General features: G+C 70.6%; 14 protein-coding genes. 5 read left to right on the top strand and 9 right to left on the bottom strand.

Translation table 11 applies throughout. The annotated features are described in order from the left end of the window. Positions 1-26: 26 nt before the first annotated feature. From P0L94_16590 to P0L94_16575, 4 genes are read right to left on the bottom strand one after another with little or no spacing between them, the layout of a single operon-like run. On the bottom strand, positions 27-1,010 hold the full coding sequence (locus P0L94_16590; GenBank protein WES64074.1) for a nitronate monooxygenase family protein: 984 nt from the start codon (positions 1,008-1,010) through the stop codon (positions 27-29). 11 nt (positions 1,011-1,021) lie between these two features. Next, a complete protein-coding gene (locus P0L94_16585) occupies positions 1,022-3,199 on the bottom strand; it encodes a 3-hydroxyacyl-CoA dehydrogenase NAD-binding domain-containing protein (protein ID WES64073.1) in 2,178 nt (725 codons plus the stop codon). A gap of 20 nt (positions 3,200-3,219) precedes the next feature. Next, the gene (locus tag P0L94_16580; protein WES64072.1) at positions 3,220-4,428 is read right to left on the bottom strand and encodes an acetyl-CoA C-acetyltransferase; all 1,209 of its coding nucleotides are present in this window, start codon (positions 4,426-4,428) and stop codon (positions 3,220-3,222) included. Between the two features lie 17 nt (positions 4,429-4,445). Beyond that, complete coding sequence (locus P0L94_16575) at positions 4,446-5,621, bottom strand: acyl-CoA dehydrogenase family protein (protein ID WES64071.1); 1,176 nt, start codon at positions 5,619-5,621, stop codon at positions 4,446-4,448. Between the two features lie 127 nt (positions 5,622-5,748). On the opposite strand from P0L94_16575, the gene P0L94_16570 reads away from it, so the two are divergent. From P0L94_16570 to P0L94_16560, 3 genes are read left to right on the top strand one after another with little or no spacing between them, the layout of a single operon-like run. Continuing rightward, the gene (locus tag P0L94_16570; GenBank protein ID WES64070.1) at positions 5,749-6,957 is read left to right on the top strand and encodes an acyl-CoA dehydrogenase family protein; all 1,209 of its coding nucleotides are present in this window, start codon (positions 5,749-5,751) and stop codon (positions 6,955-6,957) included. After that, positions 6,941-7,963 (top strand): phosphotransferase family protein, encoded by a 1,023-nt coding sequence (locus P0L94_16565; protein WES64069.1) that lies wholly within the window; start codon positions 6,941-6,943, stop codon positions 7,961-7,963. Before P0L94_16570 ends, P0L94_16565 begins: the two co-directional genes overlap by 17 nt. Next, the gene (locus P0L94_16560) at positions 7,960-8,703 is read left to right on the top strand and encodes an SDR family NAD(P)-dependent oxidoreductase (protein ID WES64068.1); all 744 of its coding nucleotides are present in this window, start codon (positions 7,960-7,962) and stop codon (positions 8,701-8,703) included. The genes P0L94_16565 and P0L94_16560 overlap by 4 nt, the downstream gene beginning before the upstream one ends. A 303-nt stretch (positions 8,704-9,006) precedes the next feature. On the opposite strand, the gene P0L94_16555 is transcribed toward P0L94_16560, so the two are convergent. Continuing rightward, entirely contained in the window at positions 9,007-10,623 is a 1,617-nt protein-coding gene (locus P0L94_16555; GenBank protein ID WES64067.1) for an alcohol dehydrogenase catalytic domain-containing protein, read from the bottom strand. After that, complete coding sequence (locus P0L94_16550) at positions 10,623-12,200, bottom strand: long-chain-fatty-acid--CoA ligase (GenBank protein WES64066.1); 1,578 nt, start codon at positions 12,198-12,200, stop codon at positions 10,623-10,625. Before P0L94_16550 ends, P0L94_16555 begins: the two co-directional genes overlap by 1 nt. Before the next feature lie 147 nt (positions 12,201-12,347). Between P0L94_16550 and P0L94_16545 the strand changes: the two genes are divergently transcribed. Next, positions 12,348-13,559 carry a TetR/AcrR family transcriptional regulator gene (locus tag P0L94_16545; protein ID WES64065.1) on the top strand — a complete coding sequence of 404 codons (1,212 nt, stop codon included), beginning with the start codon at positions 12,348-12,350 and terminating at the stop codon, positions 13,557-13,559. 8 nt (positions 13,560-13,567) lie between these two features. On the opposite strand, the gene P0L94_16540 is transcribed toward P0L94_16545, so the two are convergent. After that, positions 13,568-15,076: an aldehyde dehydrogenase family protein gene (locus P0L94_16540; protein ID WES64064.1), complete on the bottom strand. Its 1,509-nt coding sequence runs from the start codon at positions 15,074-15,076 to the stop codon at positions 13,568-13,570. A gap of 182 nt (positions 15,077-15,258) precedes the next feature. Between P0L94_16540 and P0L94_16535 the strand changes: the two genes are divergently transcribed. Then, positions 15,259-16,497: an alpha/beta fold hydrolase gene (locus P0L94_16535; GenBank protein WES64063.1), complete on the top strand. Its 1,239-nt coding sequence runs from the start codon at positions 15,259-15,261 to the stop codon at positions 16,495-16,497. On the opposite strand, the gene P0L94_16530 is transcribed toward P0L94_16535, so the two are convergent. Further along, a complete protein-coding gene (locus P0L94_16530; protein ID WES64062.1) occupies positions 16,465-16,722 on the bottom strand; it encodes a hypothetical protein in 258 nt (85 codons plus the stop codon). The two genes, P0L94_16535 and P0L94_16530, sit on opposite strands and share 33 nt — an antisense overlap. Positions 16,723-16,742: 20 nt before the next feature. Then, positions 16,743-18,170, bottom strand: a complete 1,428-nt coding sequence (locus P0L94_16525; GenBank protein WES64061.1) for a hypothetical protein — start codon at positions 18,168-18,170, stop codon at positions 16,743-16,745. Between the last annotated feature and the right edge of the window lie 82 nt (positions 18,171-18,252).

Below are 18,252 nucleotides of genomic sequence, written 5' to 3'. Positions count from 1 at the left end.
CGGCGCTTGGTGCCAGGCGGCCGGCTCTAGGCGGCCACGGGCTCGGCGAACAGGGCGAGCCGCTCACGCAGCACGGTCTCGGCCTGGGCCACCGTCCGGCGCACGACGTCGCCGGCGGGCGGCACGTCGTTGATGAGGCCCTGGACCTGACCGACCGTCCAGATGCCGGCATCGAGGTCGCCCTCCTCGAACACCTTGCGGCCGCGGGCTCCGGCGACCAGGTGACGGACGTCGGGGAACTGTCCGCCCTGGGCGAGGATGTCGACGACCTCGTCGCTCACGGCGTTCTTCGCCACACGGGCGGTATTGCCGAGGCTGCGGAAGATGAGGTTCGTGTCCAGCTCGCACGCCTCGACGATCCGGTCCTTCACCGTCTGCGACACCGGGGACTCCTGCGTGCACATGAAGCGCGACCCCATGTTGACGCCGTCGGCGCCCAGCACGAGCGCGGCGGCGAGCCCGCGCCCGTCGGCGAAGCCGCCCGAGGCGATGAACGGGATCGACAGCTGGTCCGCCGTCGCCGGGATGAGGATCAGCCCGGGAACATCGTCCTCACCGGGGTGACCGGCGCACTCGAACCCGTCGATCGAGACCGCCGTCACACCGACCTTCTCGGCCTTGAGCGCGTGACGCACACTCGTGCACTTGTGGATGACCTTCACGCCGTGCTCGCCGAACATCTCCATGTGCGGCTCGGGGCTGGATCCCGCCGTCTCGACGATGGTCACGCCCGCGTCCACGATCGCGCGCCGGTACTCGTCGTACGGCGGCGGGCTGATCGACGGCAGGATCGTGAGGTTCACGCCGAACGGCTTGTCGGTGAGCGCGCGCGCACGCTCGATCTCCTTGACCAGATCGGCCGGGGTCGGCTGCGTGAGCGCCGTGATCATCCCGAGGCCGCCGGCCTCGGAGACGGCCGCGGCGAGCTCGGCGCGGCCGACCCACATCATGCCGCCCTGGACGATCGGATGCTCGATGCCGAGCGCCTCGGTGAAACGGGTGCGAAGCATTCGTGCTCCTCCTACTCGTAGGTCTCGCCGGCGTCGGCCTTGGCGACGAGGGATGCCGGGGGCAGGAACCGGTCGCCGTAGGCCGCGGCGAGCTCGTTGCAGCGCTCGACGAAGCCCGGCAGACCGCCGTCGTACTGGTTCACGTACTGCAGCACGCCACCGGTCCACGCGGGGAAGCCGATGCCGTAGATCGAGCCGATGTTCGCGTCGGGCACGCTCGTGAGCACGCCCGTGTCGAGGCACTTGATCGTGTCGATCGCCTCGGCGAACAGCATCCGCTCCTGCAGGTCCTTCAGCGGCAGCACGGTGCTGCCCGAGTCGTACTTCTCGCGCAGGCCCGGCCAGATGCCGATGCGCTTGCCGTTCTCGTCGTAGTCGTAGAAGCCCTGACCGGCCCGGCGCCCGGGGCGCTCGACGTCGTCGACCATGTAGTCGATGACGGCGTGCGACGGATGCGTGCGGACCTCGCCGCCCTCGGCGAGCACGGCCGCCTCGGTCTCGTGGCGGATCTTCTGCGTCAGCGACAGCGTCAGCTCGTCGAACAGCTGCAGCGCGCCGGCGGGGTAGCCGGCCTGCAGCGCGGCCTGCTCGACCGACGTCGGCTCGACGCCCTCGCCGACCGCGGCGACGGCCTCGGCCATGAACTCGCCGATGACACGAGAGGTGAAGAAGCCGCGCTGGTCGTTGACGACGATCGGCGTCTTGCGGATCTGCATGACGTAGTCGAACGTCTTCGCCAGCACCTCGTCGCTCGTGTTCTTGCCGCGGACGATCTCGACCAGCGGCATCTTGTCGACCGGCGAGAAGAAGTGGATGCCGATGAAGTCCGGCGTCCGGGTCACACCCTCGGCGAGCTCGGTGATCGGCAGCGTCGAGGTGTTCGACCCGAGGACCGCGTCCGGTTCGACGATGTCCTGGATCTCCTGGAAGACCTTCTGCTTGACCGGCACCGACTCGAACACCGCCTCGATGACGAAGTCGACGCCGGCGAAGTCCGCCGGGTCGGCCGTCGGGGTGATGCGCGCGAGCAGCGCGTCGGACTTCTCCTGCGTCGTCTTGCCGCGTGCGAGCGCCTTCTGCTCGAGGCTGCGCGAGTAGTCCTTGCCCTTCTCGGCCGCCTCGATCGTGACATCCTTGAGCACGACCTCGATGCCGGCCTTCGCCGACACGTACGCGATCGCGGCGCCCATCATGCCGGCGCCGATGACGCCGACCTTGGTCGCGGTGAACGTCGGGTACCCGTCGGGGCGACTGCCGCCGGAGTTGATGTGCTGCAGGTCGAAGAAGAACGCCTTGATCATGTTCTTCGCGACCTGGCCGTGGGTGAGCGACACGAGATAGCGGGTCTCGACCTTCGACGCGGTGTCGAAGTCGACGTATGCGCCCTCGACGGCTGCGGCCATCGCCGCGCGCGGCGCCGGCAGCGGCGCGCCCTTGAGCTGCTTGCGCAGCATCGCGGGCATGACGCCGAGGAGTCCTGCGACCCCGGGCGAGGTGGGTGCACCGCCCGGCAAGCGGAAGCCCTTCTCGTCCCACGGCTTGACCGGGGCGGGGTTCGCCGCGATCCACGCGCGGGCGGCGCTGTCGAGGTCGGCCGCTGGGACGACCTCGTCGACGATACCGACGGCGAGCGCGTCCTCGGCCGAGAACTTCGTCGCGGGCAGGATCACGTCGCTCAGCGCGCGCTGCAGCCCCAGCATCCGCACCAGGCGCGTGATGCCGCCGCCGCCGGGGAGCAGCCCCAGCGACACCTCGGGAACACCGAACTGGGCGCGGGGGGCGTTCGTGGCGATCCGGTGGTGGGTCGCGAGCGCGACCTCGAGGCCGCCGCCGAGCGCGGTGCCGTTCATGGCGGCCACGACCGGCTTGCCGAGCTGCTCGAGGCGGCGCAGCAGGTCCTTGACGCCGTCGATGTGCGCGGTCTCCTCCGCCGCCTTCGACGGGTCGGCCGCGCGCAGCTGGTTGAGGTCGCCGCCGGCGAACCAGCTCTTCTTCGCCGAGGCGAGGATCACACCGGCGATCTCGTCGCGCTCGACCTCGAGGCGGTCCACGGTGGCGCCGAGCGCCGCCGTGAAGTGCGCGTTCATGGTGTTGACGGCGCTGTCGGGGTCGTCCATCGTCACCGTGACGATGCCGTCGGCATCCTTCTGCCACGCGTAGCCGGTGTAGACCGCGGTCTCTTCGATCATGCTCATTCTCGTGTCTCCCCTCAGACCCGCTCGATGACGGTGGCGATGCCCATGCCGGCCCCGACGCACAGCGTCGCGAGCCCGCGCTTCTGGTCACGGCGCTCCAGCTCGTCGAGCAGGGTGCCGAGGATCATGGCGCCGGTGGCGCCAAGCGGGTGGCCCATCGCGATGGCCCCGCCGTTGACGTTGACCTTGTCGTGCGGGATGTCGAGGTCCTTCATCCACTTCATGACGACCGAGGCGAAGGCCTCGTTCAGCTCGAACAGGTCGATGTCCTCCGGGGTCAGCCCGGCCTTCTTGAGCGCCTTCTCGGTCGCGGGCGTGGGCCCGGTCAGCATGATCGTCGGCTCCGAGCCGGTCACGGCCGCCGAGACGATGCGCGCGCGGGGCGTCAGGCCCAGCTTCTCGCCGACCTCTTTGCTGCCGATGATCATGAGGGCGGCGCCGTCGACGATGCCCGACGAGTTGCCGGCCGTGTGGACGTGGTTCACCCGCTCGACGGCGTGGTACTTCTGCAGCGCCACCGCGTCGTAGCCGGCCTGGTCGCCGACGCCGGCGAAGGCGGCGTTGAGCCCGCCGAGGGACTCGGCCGTCGTGCCCGCGCGCATGTGCTCGTCGCGCTCGAGGAGCGTCACGCCGTTCATGTCCTTGACCGGCACGATCGAGCCGTCGAAGTAGCCCGCCTGCCACGCGGCGGCGGCGCGACGCTGCGACTCGGCGGCGTACGCGTCGACATCCTCGCGCGAGAAGCCCTCCATCGTGGCGATGAGGTCTGCTCCGATGCCCTGCGGCACGAAGTACAGGTCGTAGTTCGTGCTGGGATCCTGCACGTACGCGCCGCCGTCCGAGCCGATCGGCACGCGCGACATCGCCTCGACGCCGCCCGCGAGGATGAGGTCGTCGAAGCCCGAGGCGACCTTCTGCGCCGCGGTGTTGACCGCCTCGAGGCCCGAGGCGCAGAAGCGGTTCAGCTGCACACCAGCGACACTCTCGGGAAGGCCCGCGACGAGCGCGGCCGTGCGGGCGATGTCGCCGCCCTGCTCGCCGATCGGCGACACGACGCCGAGGACGATGTCGTCGATCAGCTCGGTGTCGAGGCTCGGGTTGCGCTCTTTGAGCGCGTCGATGAGACCGACGACGAGGTCGACCGGCTTGGTGCCGTGGAGCGATCCCCCGCGGTTCTTGCCGCGCGGGGTGCGCACGGCGTCGTAGATGTATGCGTCTGCCATGTGAGTCTCCTGGTGCTTCAGAGTCCGAGGCTCCGGCCGACGATCTCTTTCATGATCTCGGTCGTGCCGCCGTAGATGGTGGTGATGCGCGCGTCCTCGTAGTCGCGTGCGATGCGGTACTCGCGCATGTAGCCGTACCCGCCGTGCAGCTGCAGGCAGCGGTTGACGACGTTCACGTACTGCTCGGTGGTCCAGAACTTCGCCGCCGCGGCGTCCTCAGCGCTCAGCTCGCCCGCGGTGTGGCGCACGATGCACTGGTCGATGTACGCCCGGCTCACCTGGGCGCCGGTGACCATCTCGGCCAGCTCGAACCGCGTGTTCTGGAACGTGCCGATCGGCTTGCCGAACGCCTTGCGGTCCTTGACGTAGGTCAGGGTGCGCTCGAGCACGCCTTCGATGCTCGCGACAGCGGCGGCCGCGATCGACAGGCGCTCCTGCGGGAGGTTCTTCATGAGCCCCAGGAACCCCTGCCCCTCGACGCCGAGCACATTGGCGGCGGGGACCCGGACGTCCTCGAAGATCAGCTCGCTGGTGTCCTGTGCGTGCAGCCCGATCTTCTCGAGGTTCTTGCCGCGCGAGAAGCCGTCGGCATCCGTCTCGATCACGATGAGGCTGATGCCGCGGTGCGGGTCGTCGCCGGTGCGCACGGCCGTGACGACCAGGTCGGCGTTCTGCCCGTTCGAGATGAAGATCTTCGTGCCGTTGACGATGTAGTCGTCGCCGTCGCGCACGGCGGTGGTGCGGATGCCGGCCAGATCGCTGCCGGTGCCCGGCTCGGTCATGGCGACCGCGACGATCAGTTCGCCGGCGGCGATGCCGGGCAGCCACCGCTGCTTCTGCTCGTCATTGGTGAGGTCGGTGAAGTAGGGGATGACGATGTCGTTCGACAGCGCGATGCCGGCCATGCCGTCCGACACCGGGTTGCGAGCGAGCTCCTCGCCCATGATCGCGTTGAAGCGGAAGTCCTCGGCGCCGCCGCCGCCGTACTCCTCGGGGATGCCGAAGCCGAGGATTCCCGCTTCGGCGGCCTTGGTGAACAGCCAACGGTCCACTTTGCCCTCGGCTTCCCAGCGCTCGGTGTTGGGGCGGGCGTACTGCTCGACGAACTCCCGGACGATGTCGCGGAACTGCTCGTGCTCCTCTTCGTAGAGTCCGCGGACCTTCTCCGCGGTGACGGGTGACATCAACGTCATGTTCCTCGATCTCCCTCGATCTGCCAGGGCCGGCGGACGGCAGGGTGCCATCCGCCTGTGATACGGTTATGTTAACCACGATTCACATCGGATCGCAACTTCCGAATCACTCGACACAAGGATGTGCATGAGCGTTCCCGTCCCTTCCGCGCTGACCGAACGAGTCCGGGATTTCATCCGCGACGAGGTGATCCCCGTCGAGGAGCAGGTCGCGGGCGTGGTGCACGGCAACGGCCACGAGGCCGATGAGGCCCTGCGGGCCCGCCTGCAGTCCGCCGCGCGGGCGGCCGGACTGCTCGCACCGCAGCTGCCGACCGAGTGGGGCGGCCACGGCATCACCGCTCTCGAGCAGGCCGACGTCTTCGAGGCGGCCGGCTACTCGCTGCTGGGGCCGATCGCCCTGAACATCGCCGCCCCCGACGAGGGCAACATGCACATGATCGAGCGCGTGGCATCGGTCGAGCAGAAGGAGCAGTGGCTCCGCCCCCTCGCCGCAGGCGACATCCGCTCGGCCTTCGCGATGACCGAACCGCCGCCCGGAACCGGCAGTGACCCGCGCGCCCTGAACACGCGCGCCGAGCGCGTCGCCGGCGGCTGGCGCATCTCGGGCGAGAAGTGGTTCATCACGGGCGCGCGCGGCGCGGACGTCGTCATCTGCATGGCCCGGACCTCCGGCGAGCGCGGCGACGCCGGCGGCGCCACGATGTTCCTGGTCCCCGGCGGCACGCCGGGCATGAGCATCGTGCGCGACATGGAGACCGTCGATGCCGGCTTCTTCGGCGGCCACAGCGTGATGAGCTTCGACGACTGCGTCGTCACCGACTCCGCCGTCCTCGGCGAGGTCGACGAGGGCTTCCGCTACGCGCAGGTGCGCCTCGCGCCGGCGCGGTTGACCCACTGCATGCGCTGGCTCGGCCTCGCCGGCCGCGCGCACGACATCGCCCTCGGCCACGCGACCGCGCGCGAGGGCTTCGGCGCCCGCATCGCCGACCTGGGCCTGGCCCAGCAGCACATCGCCGACAACGAGATCGACATCGCCGCCTCCCGCGCGCTCATCCGTGAGACCGCTCGCCTGCTCGATGCGGGGGCGGATGCCGGCACGGCCTCGTCGATCGCCAAGACGTTCGTCGCCGAAGCGGTCGGCCGTGTCGTAGACCGCAGCGTCCAACTCGCCGGCGGCCAGGGCGTGTCGGGCGAGCTGCTCCTGTCCCGCTACTGGCGCGAGGTGCGCCCGTTCCGCATCTACGACGGTTCGAGCGAGACGCACCGGTGGTCGATCGCGAAGCGCGCCATCAGCCGCTTCCGGAAGGGAGAGCGCCATGACCTCGCTCGCTGACACGACACCCCCCGGCATCCTGCGCGACGAGCTCGAGGCATGGCTGCGCGAGCACACCGCGATCGACACCGATCGGATGCGGATCCGCACGATCTCGGGCGGCAAGTCGAATCTGACCTACGAGCTCGCCGACGGAGCCGTGCGGTGGGTGCTCCGGCGCCCGCCGCTCGGTCCGCTGACGCCGAGCGCGCACGACATGCTCCGTGAGCACCGGGTGATCGCCGCCCTGGGCGACACCGCCGTGCCGGTGGCGCGAGCGATCGCCGCGTGCGAGGACGACGCGGTGCTGGGTGTGCCGTTCGCGATCTACGAGTACGTCGAGGGCCGCACGGTGCGCTCGGCGGATGAGGCCCGCGCCCTCCCGTCTGCGGCGCGGTCACGTGTGGTGGGCGAACTCGTGTCCACCCTCGCAGAGCTCCATCGCGTCGATCGGGCCGCAGTGGGTCTGGGGACCCTCGGCCGGCCGGCGGGCTTCGCAGCCCGCCAGGTGACGCGATGGCGAGGGCAGTGGGAGCGCGTCGCGACTCGCGACGGCGCTTCCGCTGTTCTCCTGGCCGACCGTCTCGCCGACGCCGTCCCCCCCGGCGCCGGCGAGGCGGTCGTCCACGGCGACTACCGGCTCGACAACGTTCTCGTCGCCGAGGACGGCGGCATCGCCGCGGTCGTCGACTGGGAGATGGCCACCCTCGGCGACCCGCTCACCGACCTCGGTCTGCTGCTGGTGTACGCCGACCCGCTCAGCGAGCCGGTGCTCGGCGTCGAACACGTCAGTCGGGCGGGCCTGCCCGACTTCGAGCGCATGGCCGAGCTGTACGCGGATGCCTCGGGACGCGACCTCGGCGATCTCGACTTCTACCTCGCGCTGGCCTACTTCAAGCTCGCGGTGATCGCCGAGGGGATCCACCAGCGGTTCCTCGCGGGCAAGACCGTCGGAGAAGGCTTCGCCTCGATCGGCGAGGCCGTGGACCCCCTGCTGCAGGCGGGGCTGGAAAGGATCGGACGATGACGGATGCTTCAGCTCCCGCTGCCCTGATCACCGGCGGATCGCGCGGCATCGGCCTCGCGATCGCGCGGGCCCTCGCCGCCGAGGGGTACGCCCTGACGCTGTCGGCGCGCACGCCCGAGTCCCTCGCGGCCGCCGCCGAGGACCTGCGCTCCCGCGATGCGGTCGTCGAAACGGTCGCGGCGGATGCCTCGGACGAGGAGGACATCGCCCGACTCGTCGCGGCCCACGACGAGCGGTACGGCCGCCTCGACGCGCTCGTGCTCAACGCCGGTATGGGGCACGGCAGTCCCATCGCCGAGACTCCGCTGCGCCGCGTCGACAAGCACTACAGCCTCAACGTCCGCGGGACCTTCTCGCTCATGGCGACCGCGATCCCGCTCCTGCGGGCCACGGCGGCCGGCAGCGAGCGGGGAGCGCGCGTGATCGCGATCGCGTCGCTGGCGGGGCTCGTGCCCGAGCCGAACCTCGCCGCCTACAGCGCCACGAAGGCGGCCGTCGTGTCGCTGTGCGAGGCGCTGTGCATCGAGGAGTCCGGCAACGGCGTCTCGGCAACCGCGGTGTGCCCCGGGTACGTCGACACCGACATGGCCGCGTGGAAGCACGGCGAGATCCCACCCGAGCAGATGATCCGCGCCGACGACATCGCCGAGCTCGCAGTGAGCATCACGCGCCTGTCGCGGAACGCCGTCGTCCCGCAGCTGGCGGTCTACCGGGCCGGCGACGGCCTGCGCGGCGCCTGACCCCGGGTGCGCGGGTAGGGCCACCCGCGCACCCGGTTCCTCCTCGCGAAGGTGGCAGCAGTCGCCGCATCCGCACGCCCCAGGCGACCCGTAGCGCCACCTACTCAGCGCGCACTCGAGCCTGGCCGCCAGAGGTGGCAGCACATGCCACATCCCCAGCAGCCAGGCGACCACACGCGCCACCTTCACAGGATGGACTCGACCCTCACTCCCCAGAAGTGGCAGCACCCGCCGCATCCCCAGCGATCAGGCGACCACACGCGCCACCTTCGCTGCGACGGGGCCGGCGCCTGGCGCGCGGGGTCAGGCGCCGCGCTCGGGGAGGGCGCCGAACTCGCCGGGCTCGCGCTCGAGGACGAAGTAGTACGGCAGCCCGTGGTCGAGCGTGCCGCGGCCGGCCATCACGCCGAGCAGCGTGTGCTCGTCGACGCGCACGAAGTGATCGTGGATGGGCTTGTTGTCGTACGCCATCGTCGCGGTGACCTTGCCGCGGTGTGAGGCGTCGGCGAGCCATGCTCCCGCATCGCCGGCGAGCCGGACATCGGCGTACAGCTCACCGGCGTCGTCGCGGCACACGATCGGCTGCACGTGCTCGGCGTCGACGAAGTTCTTGCCGAACCAGCCGGACCGCTCGAGCACCTGCTGCGTGGGGTGGCCGGTGTCGATGCCGGTCCCCCGCCACAGTCCGGTCAGGTCCGCTGCGCGAACGGCCGGGAGGATGTCCCACAGCGTCGCGAGCTCCTCGGCGTCTCCGCTGCGCTCGGCGAGGATCGTCCGCACGCGTTCGACCGCCGAGCCCGCGGTCGTCGCGACCGGTTCGGCCGGCCCACGCGAGTCCGGCCCCATGACGAGGACGGCCTTGACCGCCGCTCCGGTCCGCGCCGCCCGCACGGCCTCGTCGAGATCGGCGAACGGGTACAACGTCACGAGCTTCTCGAGCGGGAACAGCCCGGCGCGCCACAGCGCGATCAGCTGCGGGATGCCGGTTGCCGGCACCGCATCGCCCTCGATGACACCGGTCAGCGTGCGCCCCCACAGCATGGCGGTCTGGCTGATCGTCACCGGGTTGGCCCCGCGGCGCAGCGCCACGGTGGCGCACGTTCCGGGGGTCCGGAGCGAGCCCAGCGCGGCATCCAATGCGCGCTGGGTGCCGACCGTGTCGATCGCCAGGTCGTGCCGGACGTCATCGGGAACGAAGTCGTCGGGAGTCACGACCTTCTCGGCGCCGAGCCCCAAGGCGAGCCGGCGCCGCGCCGGATCCGGCTCCACGACGGTCACGCCCGCGCAGCCGACGGCACGCGCGGCCATGAGCGCCGAGAGCCCGACGGTGCCGGCGCCGATGACGAGCAGACGGTCCTCGGCGGTCGGCCTCAGGACGTTCAGGACCGTTCCGGCGCCCGTGAGCACACCGCATCCGAGCGGGGCTGCGAGCGCGAACGGGATGTCGTCGCCGATGGGGACGACGTTCGTCGCACGCGCGATCGCCCGCGTCGCCCACGAGGACTGCGCCATCCACGAGGCTCCGATCGGGGCGCCGGCGGTATCGCGTACCGTGCTGGAACCGTCGGGGCGGGTTCCCCGGTAGTTGCGGCTCGCGAAGTCCCGGCAGTAGGCGGGGTGGCCCTCCCGGCACGACCGGCAGCGGCCGCACGCGTCGAACGTGAGCACCACGCGATCGCCGCGTGCGACATGGTCGACGTTCGCGCCGACCGCGGTCACCGTCCCCGCACCTTCGTGTCCGAACACCGCCGGGTAGGCGAACGGCACGCCGCCGTCGATCGCTGTGAGATCGGTGTGGCACACGCCCGACGCGGCGATCTCGACGAGGACCTCGTCGTCCCGCAGCGCATCGAGGTGCACGCGGGCGCGCACGGGCGCTCGGCCGCGGCCGTCGACGACCGCGGCCAGCGCATCCGGCATCAGACGCTCGCGGGAACGGGGTCGTCCTGGCGCAGCGCGACCTTGTTGACCTTGCCGGCGGCGTTGCGCGGCAGCGCCTCGAGGATGACGACGTCCTTGGGCTGCTTGAACCGCGCGAGGGAGCCGTCGAGGAACTCCGACAGCCCGGCGCTGGTGAGGTGATGCCCCGGCACCAGCGAGACCGCTGCCACGGGAACCTCGCCCCACTTCTCGTCGGCACGACCGTAGATCGCGACCTCGAGCACCGACGGGTGCGCCGCCACGGCGTTCTCGACCTCGGCGCAGTAGATGTTCTCGCCGCCCGAGATGATCATGTCCTTCTTGCGGTCGACGACCCACACGAAGCCCTGCGCGTCCTGGCGCACCAGATCGCCGGAGTGGAACCAGCCGCCCTCGAACGCCTTGGCCGTCTCTTCGGGCTTGCGCCAGTAGCCGCTCATCATCGTCGGCCCGCGGTAGATGATCTCGCCGACCTGGCCGACGGCGACGTCGTTCATATCGTCGTCGACGACGCGGTACATGATGTTCGGGATGGGCCGGCCCACCGATCCGAGCTTGCGCAGCGAGTCCTCGCCGCGCAGGACGCATGTGATGGGCGACATCTCGGTCTGCCCGAACACGGCCACGTTCATGGCGTCGGGGAAGGTGTCCTCCATCGTGCGCAGGAGCGTGTCGGTGGCGGGAGCGGCTCCCCAGCTGATGATGCGCAGGTCGAGGTCGCGGTCCTTGATGCCCGGCAGGGCGCAGATCGCCTGCCACTGCTGCGGGACGTTGAAGACGATGGTCGCCCGCTCGGCCTCCCACGCGTCGACGAGCGCCGCAGGATCGAAGGCGCCGAGCGGATGGAAGACGGTCTTGATGCCGAGCACGAAGTTGGGGGCGATCGAGCCGAGCCCGGCGATGTGGAACAGCGGTGCCGTCAGATACGCGATGTCGGTCTCGTCGACGATGCCGTTCGCGCGGATGCACGTGACCGCCTGCGCGAGCATGTTGTTGTGGTCGAGCATCGCACCCTTGGGGCGCCCGGTCGTGCCCGACGTGTACATGATGAGTGCCGTGGTCTCCTCGGGCACGTCCGGCGCCTCGAAGCCGTCCGGGTCCTCGGCGATGAGCGCCTCGGTGGCCTCCTGACCCTCGCCGGCGGCCTCACCGAGGACGAGGACGCGCTCGACGCGCGAAGTGAACTGCGAAACCGCCCCCACCAGCGGCGCGAGCGGCGCATCCACGATGAGGATGTCGGCATCGGCGTCGTCGACGATGTAGGCGATCTCGGGCGGCGTGAGGCGGATGTTGATCGGGACGGCCATCGCGCCGAGCGTGTTGATGGCGAACACCGACTCCACGACGGCGGGGCTGTTGAGCGTGAGCATGAGCACGCGGTCTCCGAAGCCCACGCCACGACGCGCGAGCGCCGCGGCCAGCGACGTGACGCGGTCCTGGAGCTGCCCCCACGTCGTGTCGGCGCCCAGGTGGCGGAACGCCACGGCGTCGGGCTTGTTCACGGCATGGGTGGCGATCTGGGCCATCCAGTGGTTGCGGCGGGAGGCCGCCGGGATGATCGGGGTGTCGAGACTCATCGGTCTTCCCTTCGTACAACGCTGTATCGCACCGACCGTTGGTGCGCGGGGGTTCTTCGATTATGACCCGCGACCGGGCGGATGTCACGACTTTTGTTAATTTCAATTCACAAGCCCGCAGAGGCGGGACGGGAGTACGCTGATCGAATGGCACCGACAAGCGCGCAGTCTGCGCCGGCCGCCCCGACCCGAACGCGACCGAAGGATCGACGCCAGCAGATCGCCATGGCGGCGGCGCTGGCCTTCTCGGAGCGCGGCTATCACCAGGTCAGCCTGAGCGACGTCGCCGACGCCGTGGGGATCTCGGCACCGGCCCTGTACCGCCATTTCCCGAACAAGTACGCCCTGTTCGTCGACGCGACCCAGCGATTGGCGCAGGGACTGCTCGAGGCGACCGAAGCCGTCGAGGTGCCCGAGGAGCCCGACACGGCGCGCGAGCGCCTCGACGCCCTGTTCGCCGCGATCATCGCCAAGACGAACGAGAACCGGCTCACCGGCGGCCTGTACCGGTGGGAGGGCCGCTACCTCGAACGCCCCGAACGCGACCGCCTGCGCGCCGAGTTCTCGGAGCTGCGGGCCCGCGTTCGCCGACCGCTGCAGATGCTGCGTCCCGAGCTCGACGAGGCGGATGCCGACATGCTCGCGAGCGCCGCACTGAGCGCGATCGCGAGCATCACGGCTCATCACACGACGATGGCGCAGAAGCCGATGACCGAGCTGCTCATCGCCAGCGCCGACCGCATCCTCGAGGTCACCCTGCCGCCGGCGGCGTCGAGCCCGTTCGTCCCCGAGACCGGGCTGACGAGCTCCGCCAAGCGCGAGACGATGATCCGCGAGTCGATCTCGCTGTTCTACCACCGCGGCTACCACGAGACCTCGGTCGAGGACATCAGCGCCGCCGTCGGCATCACCGCCTCGGGGTTCTACCGTCACTTCGCCAGCAAGTCCGAGATCCTCCTCGAGGCGTGCGTGCGCGCCGCAGAGCGGCTCAGCGCCACTACGGCCGGCGCGCTGGCCTCGGCGGCATCAGCGGACGAGGCCCTGCGAAGCCTGGTGGATGCGTACGTCGACTACAGCTTCGTGCACCACGAACTGGTGAGCGTCTACTTCTCGGACGTGGGTGCCCTCGACAAGGTCGACCGGACGCGCCTCCAGGCGATCCAGCGCGACCACGTCGACGAGTGGGTGGGGCTGCTGCAGGCCGTGCGCCCGACGCTCACGCCGAGCGCGGCCCGCTTCCTGGTCCACGCCGGACTCACGATCGTGGTGGACGTGGGACGCACGGTTCGCTTCGACGGCGCACCGAAGACGCGCGCACGGGTGAGCACCCTGGTGCGCGCGTCCCTCGGTGTGGACTGAGAAGCGCCTCAGCTCTTCTTCTTGCCGCCGTGCAGCATGGCGAGCATCTTCTCGGACATGTGCATGTCGCGCTCGGACCGGTCGATCGTCAGAAGGTCGAGCATGGGCTTGCTGGTCTGCACGGCGACCGACTTCGCGACGCTGAACTCGCGCAGCCCGTCGGCACCGTGGATGCGGCCGAACCCGCTGTCGCCGCGCCCGCCGAACGGCAGTCCCGGGATGCCGGCGAACCCGAGCACCGAGTTGACGGTGACCGCGCCGGCGCGCAGCCGCTCGGCGACCGCACGACCCCGGGCGAGGTTCCTGGTGAAGACCGAGGCCCCCAGCCCGTACGACGTGGCATTCGCCCGCTCGATGGCCTCGTCGATCCCCGAGACCCGGTTGACCACCAGGACGGGCCCGAACGTCTCCTCGCGCACCGCCGCGGCGTCCTCGGGCACCTCGCAGATGACGACGGGGTGGACGTAGCCGTCGCCGACCGACTCCGGCCCGCCGAGGACCGCCGTGCCGCCGCGCGCGATGGCGTCCTCGATGTGACCCGAGATGATCGCGCCCTGCTTGTCGAGCGTCATCGGCCCGTAGCTGGAGGTCGCATCCGGTCCGGGCACGAGCTTCTGCGCGGCCGCGACGAGCTTGGCGGTGAAGTCGTCGGCGATCTTCTCGTCGACGTACACGCGCTCCACGCCCACGCACGTCTGCCCGGCGTTGCCCATGCCGCCGAAGACGGCGAACGACACGGCGGCGTCGATGTCGGCATCCGCCGCGACGATCATCGCGTCCTTGCCGCCGGCCTCGACGACGATCGGCGTGAGGTTCTGGGCGCACGCGGCCATGACGCGGCGGGCCGTGCCCGGCGACCCGGTGAACGCGATCTTGTCGACGCCCGAGAGCGCCAGGGCGTGACCGGTCGACCCGTCGCCGATCAGCGCCTGGAACACGGGCTGCTCGGGAACGGCGCGGCTCCACGCATCCGCCATCCACTGCGCCGTCGCGGGCGTGAGCTCGCTCGGCTTGAACACCACCGCGTTGCCGGCCGACAGCGCGTACGAGATCGAGCCCATGGGAGTGTAAAAGGGGTAGTTCCACGGCCCGATCACACCCACGACGCCGTACGGCTCGTAGCCGACCGACGCCGACTGGTTGTAGCTGGCCAGGCCCGACTTCACCTTGCGGCGCTTGAGCACCTTGTGGGCGTTCTTGGACGCCCAGTCGAGGTGGGTGAGCGTGAGGATGACCTCGAGCAGCCCGTCGTCCGGGGTCTTGCCGGTCTCGCGCGAGATGACGGCGGCGAACTCGCGGGCTCCGTTCGCGATCTCGGTCTTCCAGGCCTGCAGATGGCGCTTGCGCCCCGCGAAGCCCTGCGCGTGCCACCACGCGGCGGCCTCTCGGGCGCGGGCGACGGTGGCGTCGACGTCTGCTTCCGACGCGATGGGGTAGGTCGCGATGACCGCACCGTCGCGCGGGTCGCGGGTTTCGAGCAGGGAGGCGGCCTGTGTGCCGTCGGCGATGAGTGTCATGTCCGTGTCCTTCGACGTTGACGGATTCGAACCAGGGGACGAATTCGGGTGTAAGTGAATTCCGATTCACAGTAGGCCGAGCGGCGGAGAAAGGCAATACTGCAGGCGGAGGATGTGAACGCGCTGTCACAGTGTCCTGTGAGTCCGCCCCGCGACCACGCGCCAGCGGCTAGGCTCCCCGCGTGGACGAACCCACCTACCGCTTCGGCGACTACACCCTCGACGGCGCGGGATACCGGCTCGTCCGCTCGGGGGAGCACGTCCACCTCGAGCCGCGGGTTTTCGATGTCCTGCTCCACCTGGTGATCCACCGCGAGCGCGTCGTCCCCAAGGAAGAGCTCATCGACAGCATCTGGGGCAGCCGCTTCGTGAGCGAGGCGTCGCTGACGACCGCGCTGCGGGCCGCGCGGGCCGCGCTCGGCGACAGCGGGGACCGACAGCGGATGATCCGCACCGTCCACGGTCGCGGATACCAGTTCATCGCGTCGACGACGGTCCACGACGGCGAACCCGATGGCGCGGATGCCGACCGGCCGACCGACACCTCACCCGAGACGCCCGACGACGTGACCGTCGCGCCGGAGCGACAGAGCATCCGCGTCTGCCGCGCCGCCGACGACGCGCGCATCGCGTGGGCGTCTGTCGGATCGGGGCCGGTGCTCATGAAGGCGGCGAACTGGATCAGCCACCTCGACCTGGAGTGGCAGACGCCGATCTGGTCGCACTGGCTGCACGGGCTGGCGCGAGGACGCCGTCTCGTCCGCTACGACGAGCGCGGCTGCGGCCTCAGCGACTGGGACGTCGACGGCTTCACGTTCGACGACTGGGTGAGCGACCTCGAGACGGTCGTCGACGCCGCGGGGCTGGACACGTTCCCGCTGCTGGGGGTGTCACAGGGCGGCGCCGTGGCGATCGCCTACGCCGTCCGCCACCCCGAACGCGTCAGCAAGCTGATCCTCGCCGGCGCGTACGCCCAGGGCCGGCATGTTCGCGCACAGGGCGAGGCCGAGCGGGCAGCCGCCGCGCTCGACCTCGACCTCGCCCGGGTGGGGTGGGCTCGTCAGGATCCGAGCTTCCTCCGGGTTTTCGCTTCGCAGTTCCTCCCGACAGGAACCCACGAAGACTGGGAGGAGTTCGTCCGCTTCCAGCGCGAGACCGCCTCCCCCGAGAATGGTGTGCGCTTCCTCGAGCAGTTCGCCGTGATCGACGTCGCCGACCTCGCCCCCCGCGTCGCCTGCCCGACGCTGATCCTGCATTCGCGCGGCGACGTGCGCGTGCCGGCATCCCAGGCCGGAGAACTCGCCGCGGCGATCCCCGACAGCAGCCTGGTGCTGCTCGACAGCGCCAACCACCTGCTGCGCGCGGATGAGCCGGCGTGGCCCGAGTTCCTAGCCCACATCGACGACTTCCTCGCGGAGTGATCCGCTGTCCTCGCCCCGACCCCAGGCCGGGCGCACGAGGTACCACGAGTTCACCGCCACGAGGATGAGGTTCAGCGCCACCATCGACCCGATGCCGAGCACGGCGTTGAAGACGATCAGCACGATGCAGGCGACGATGTTGATGATGCGCAGGCGCTTCAGGTCACGCTGCACCAGGGACAGCACGATGAGCCCCGAGCCCACCCAGCCGAGCAGTTCGATCATGTGCGCGCCCATCGGCCCGGTCACCGCGTCGCCCGGCTGAGCGCACCGGCCGACAGCACGTCGGCGTGCAGCGCGGCCATGCCGCGCACGGAAACCCGCTGCCCCCGCGCCGGCGCCGCGTACGCGCCGGCTGCCGCCCGGTCCGACGCGCGCCGTGACGCCGCCAGCACGCGCACGAGCATCGCCGGCGTCGCCAGCGAGACCGGCGATGCCAGCAGGTTCTGCACGAGCATCATCTGGCGCGAGACCGCGGGCGACGTCGTGCACGCGCGCAGCACGCGCTCGAGGTAGCGGCCGGCGATGCCGGTGCCCGCCGGTCTGTCCCCGGTCGTCTTCGGATGCAGGAAGTCGCCTGCCGCGGCCATGCGCCAGGGCACGTCGACGATGCGCGCCACGCCCCTGTTGTAGGCGCGGACGAACCGTGCGGAGCCCAGTGAGTGCCGTTCGGCGACGACGCCGAGCAGGCGCGCCTCGAGGGCGGCGACGGCCATGCCCTGCCCGTAGATCGGGTTGAAGGCGCACAGGGCGTCGCCGAGGGCGACGAACCCGGCGGGCACGTGCGCCGCGTTCTCGACGCGGCGGCGACGGCTGCCGCGGATCGCGTGCCGCTCGACGCTCCCGCGCGCTGCGGCGGCCACGACGCTCGCGATCTCGTGGGACGGCAGCGAATAGGCGAATCGCTCGAAGGCGATGTCGTCGAAGGGGGCGGTGTCGCCGTGAACCGAGGCTGTCGTCACGATCCACCGATCGCCCTCGACGGGCACCATGGTGCCCACACGACGATGAGGCCCGTCCCCCACGAGCACGACGCTCGTCTCGTCGAAGGTCGCGGCGCGGCGGGGAAGCACCCGCGTACGGTAGGCGACATCGACCCGCAGCGCGTCCTGCGCCGGTTCCCGATACCCCGCTCGGGCGAGGTGGGAGAAGGCGCGGGTGCTGCGCCCGGAGCAGTCCACGACGAGGTCCGCCTGGATGAGCCGGCCGGCCGCCCTCACGCCGACGACGGCGGCACCGTCGACGACGATGTCGTCCACGCGCGTGCCGTCGAGGATCTCGACCGTCGGGCGCTGCGCCAGCAGCCGCCGACGCAGCGCGTGCTCGAGCGCTGGACGCGACATCGACATCGCGACGAAACCGACGTCGGCCGGACGGCGGTGACCGCCGCCCTGGTGCCACACCATCTCGTCGCCGTAGAGCGCGACGGCGCCCTTGAGCTTCAGCTCCTCGGAGAAGCCGGGGAACCACCCCTCGAGCAGGTTCTGGCCGGCGCCGAGCATGACGTGGGCGTGCCGTCCCTGGGGGACTCCCCGCCGAGCGACCGGCTCGCTCGGCAGATGGTCGCGCTCGACGACGATCACCTTCTCGACGTGCGGCGACACGGCGCGCGCGGCCATGAGTCCGGCCATCGACGCTCCGATGATGATCACTGTTCCCGTGGGGGTCTGCATGAGTTCGTCCTCCGATTCGAGCGCGCCCTTGTGGAGCGCCTCGACGATGCTTCCGAATCGGCGGATCGAGTACGTGGCGGAG

The sequence above is a fragment of the Microbacter sp. GSS18 genome, assembly GCA_029319145.1.
Lineage (GTDB): Bacteria > Actinomycetota > Actinomycetes > Actinomycetales > Microbacteriaceae > Microbacterium.
Note: the sequence above shows the minus strand (reverse complement) of the source record. Positions and strands in the feature narration are given on the sequence as shown.

Bases quoted from the DNA above. Each gene is read 5' to 3' on its own strand.
- P0L94_16555 (WES64067.1), bottom strand. From the start codon at position 10,623: ATGCCGGATGCGCTGGCCGCGGTCGTCGACGGCCGCGGCCGAGCGCCC.
- P0L94_16525 (WES64061.1), bottom strand. From the start codon at position 18,170: ATGCAGACCCCCACGGGAACAGTGATCATCATCGGAGCGTCGATGGCC.
- P0L94_16580 (WES64072.1), bottom strand. From the start codon at position 4,428: ATGGCAGACGCATACATCTACGACGCCGTGCGCACCCCGCGCGGCAAG.
- P0L94_16530 (WES64062.1), bottom strand. From the start codon at position 16,722: ATGATCGAACTGCTCGGCTGGGTGGGCTCGGGGCTCATCGTGCTGTCC.
- P0L94_16565 (WES64069.1), top strand. From the start codon at position 6,941: ATGACCTCGCTCGCTGACACGACACCCCCCGGCATCCTGCGCGACGAG.
- P0L94_16540 (WES64064.1), bottom strand. From the start codon at position 15,076: ATGACACTCATCGCCGACGGCACACAGGCCGCCTCCCTGCTCGAAACC.
- P0L94_16570 (WES64070.1), top strand. From the start codon at position 5,749: ATGAGCGTTCCCGTCCCTTCCGCGCTGACCGAACGAGTCCGGGATTTC.
- P0L94_16550 (WES64066.1), bottom strand. From the start codon at position 12,200: ATGAGTCTCGACACCCCGATCATCCCGGCGGCCTCCCGCCGCAACCAC.
- P0L94_16590 (WES64074.1), bottom strand. From the start codon at position 1,010: ATGCTTCGCACCCGTTTCACCGAGGCGCTCGGCATCGAGCATCCGATC.
- P0L94_16575 (WES64071.1), bottom strand. From the start codon at position 5,621: ATGACGTTGATGTCACCCGTCACCGCGGAGAAGGTCCGCGGACTCTAC.
- P0L94_16585 (WES64073.1), bottom strand. From the start codon at position 3,199: ATGATCGAAGAGACCGCGGTCTACACCGGCTACGCGTGGCAGAAGGAT.
- P0L94_16560 (WES64068.1), top strand. From the start codon at position 7,960: ATGACGGATGCTTCAGCTCCCGCTGCCCTGATCACCGGCGGATCGCGC.
- P0L94_16545 (WES64065.1), top strand. From the start codon at position 12,348: ATGGCACCGACAAGCGCGCAGTCTGCGCCGGCCGCCCCGACCCGAACG.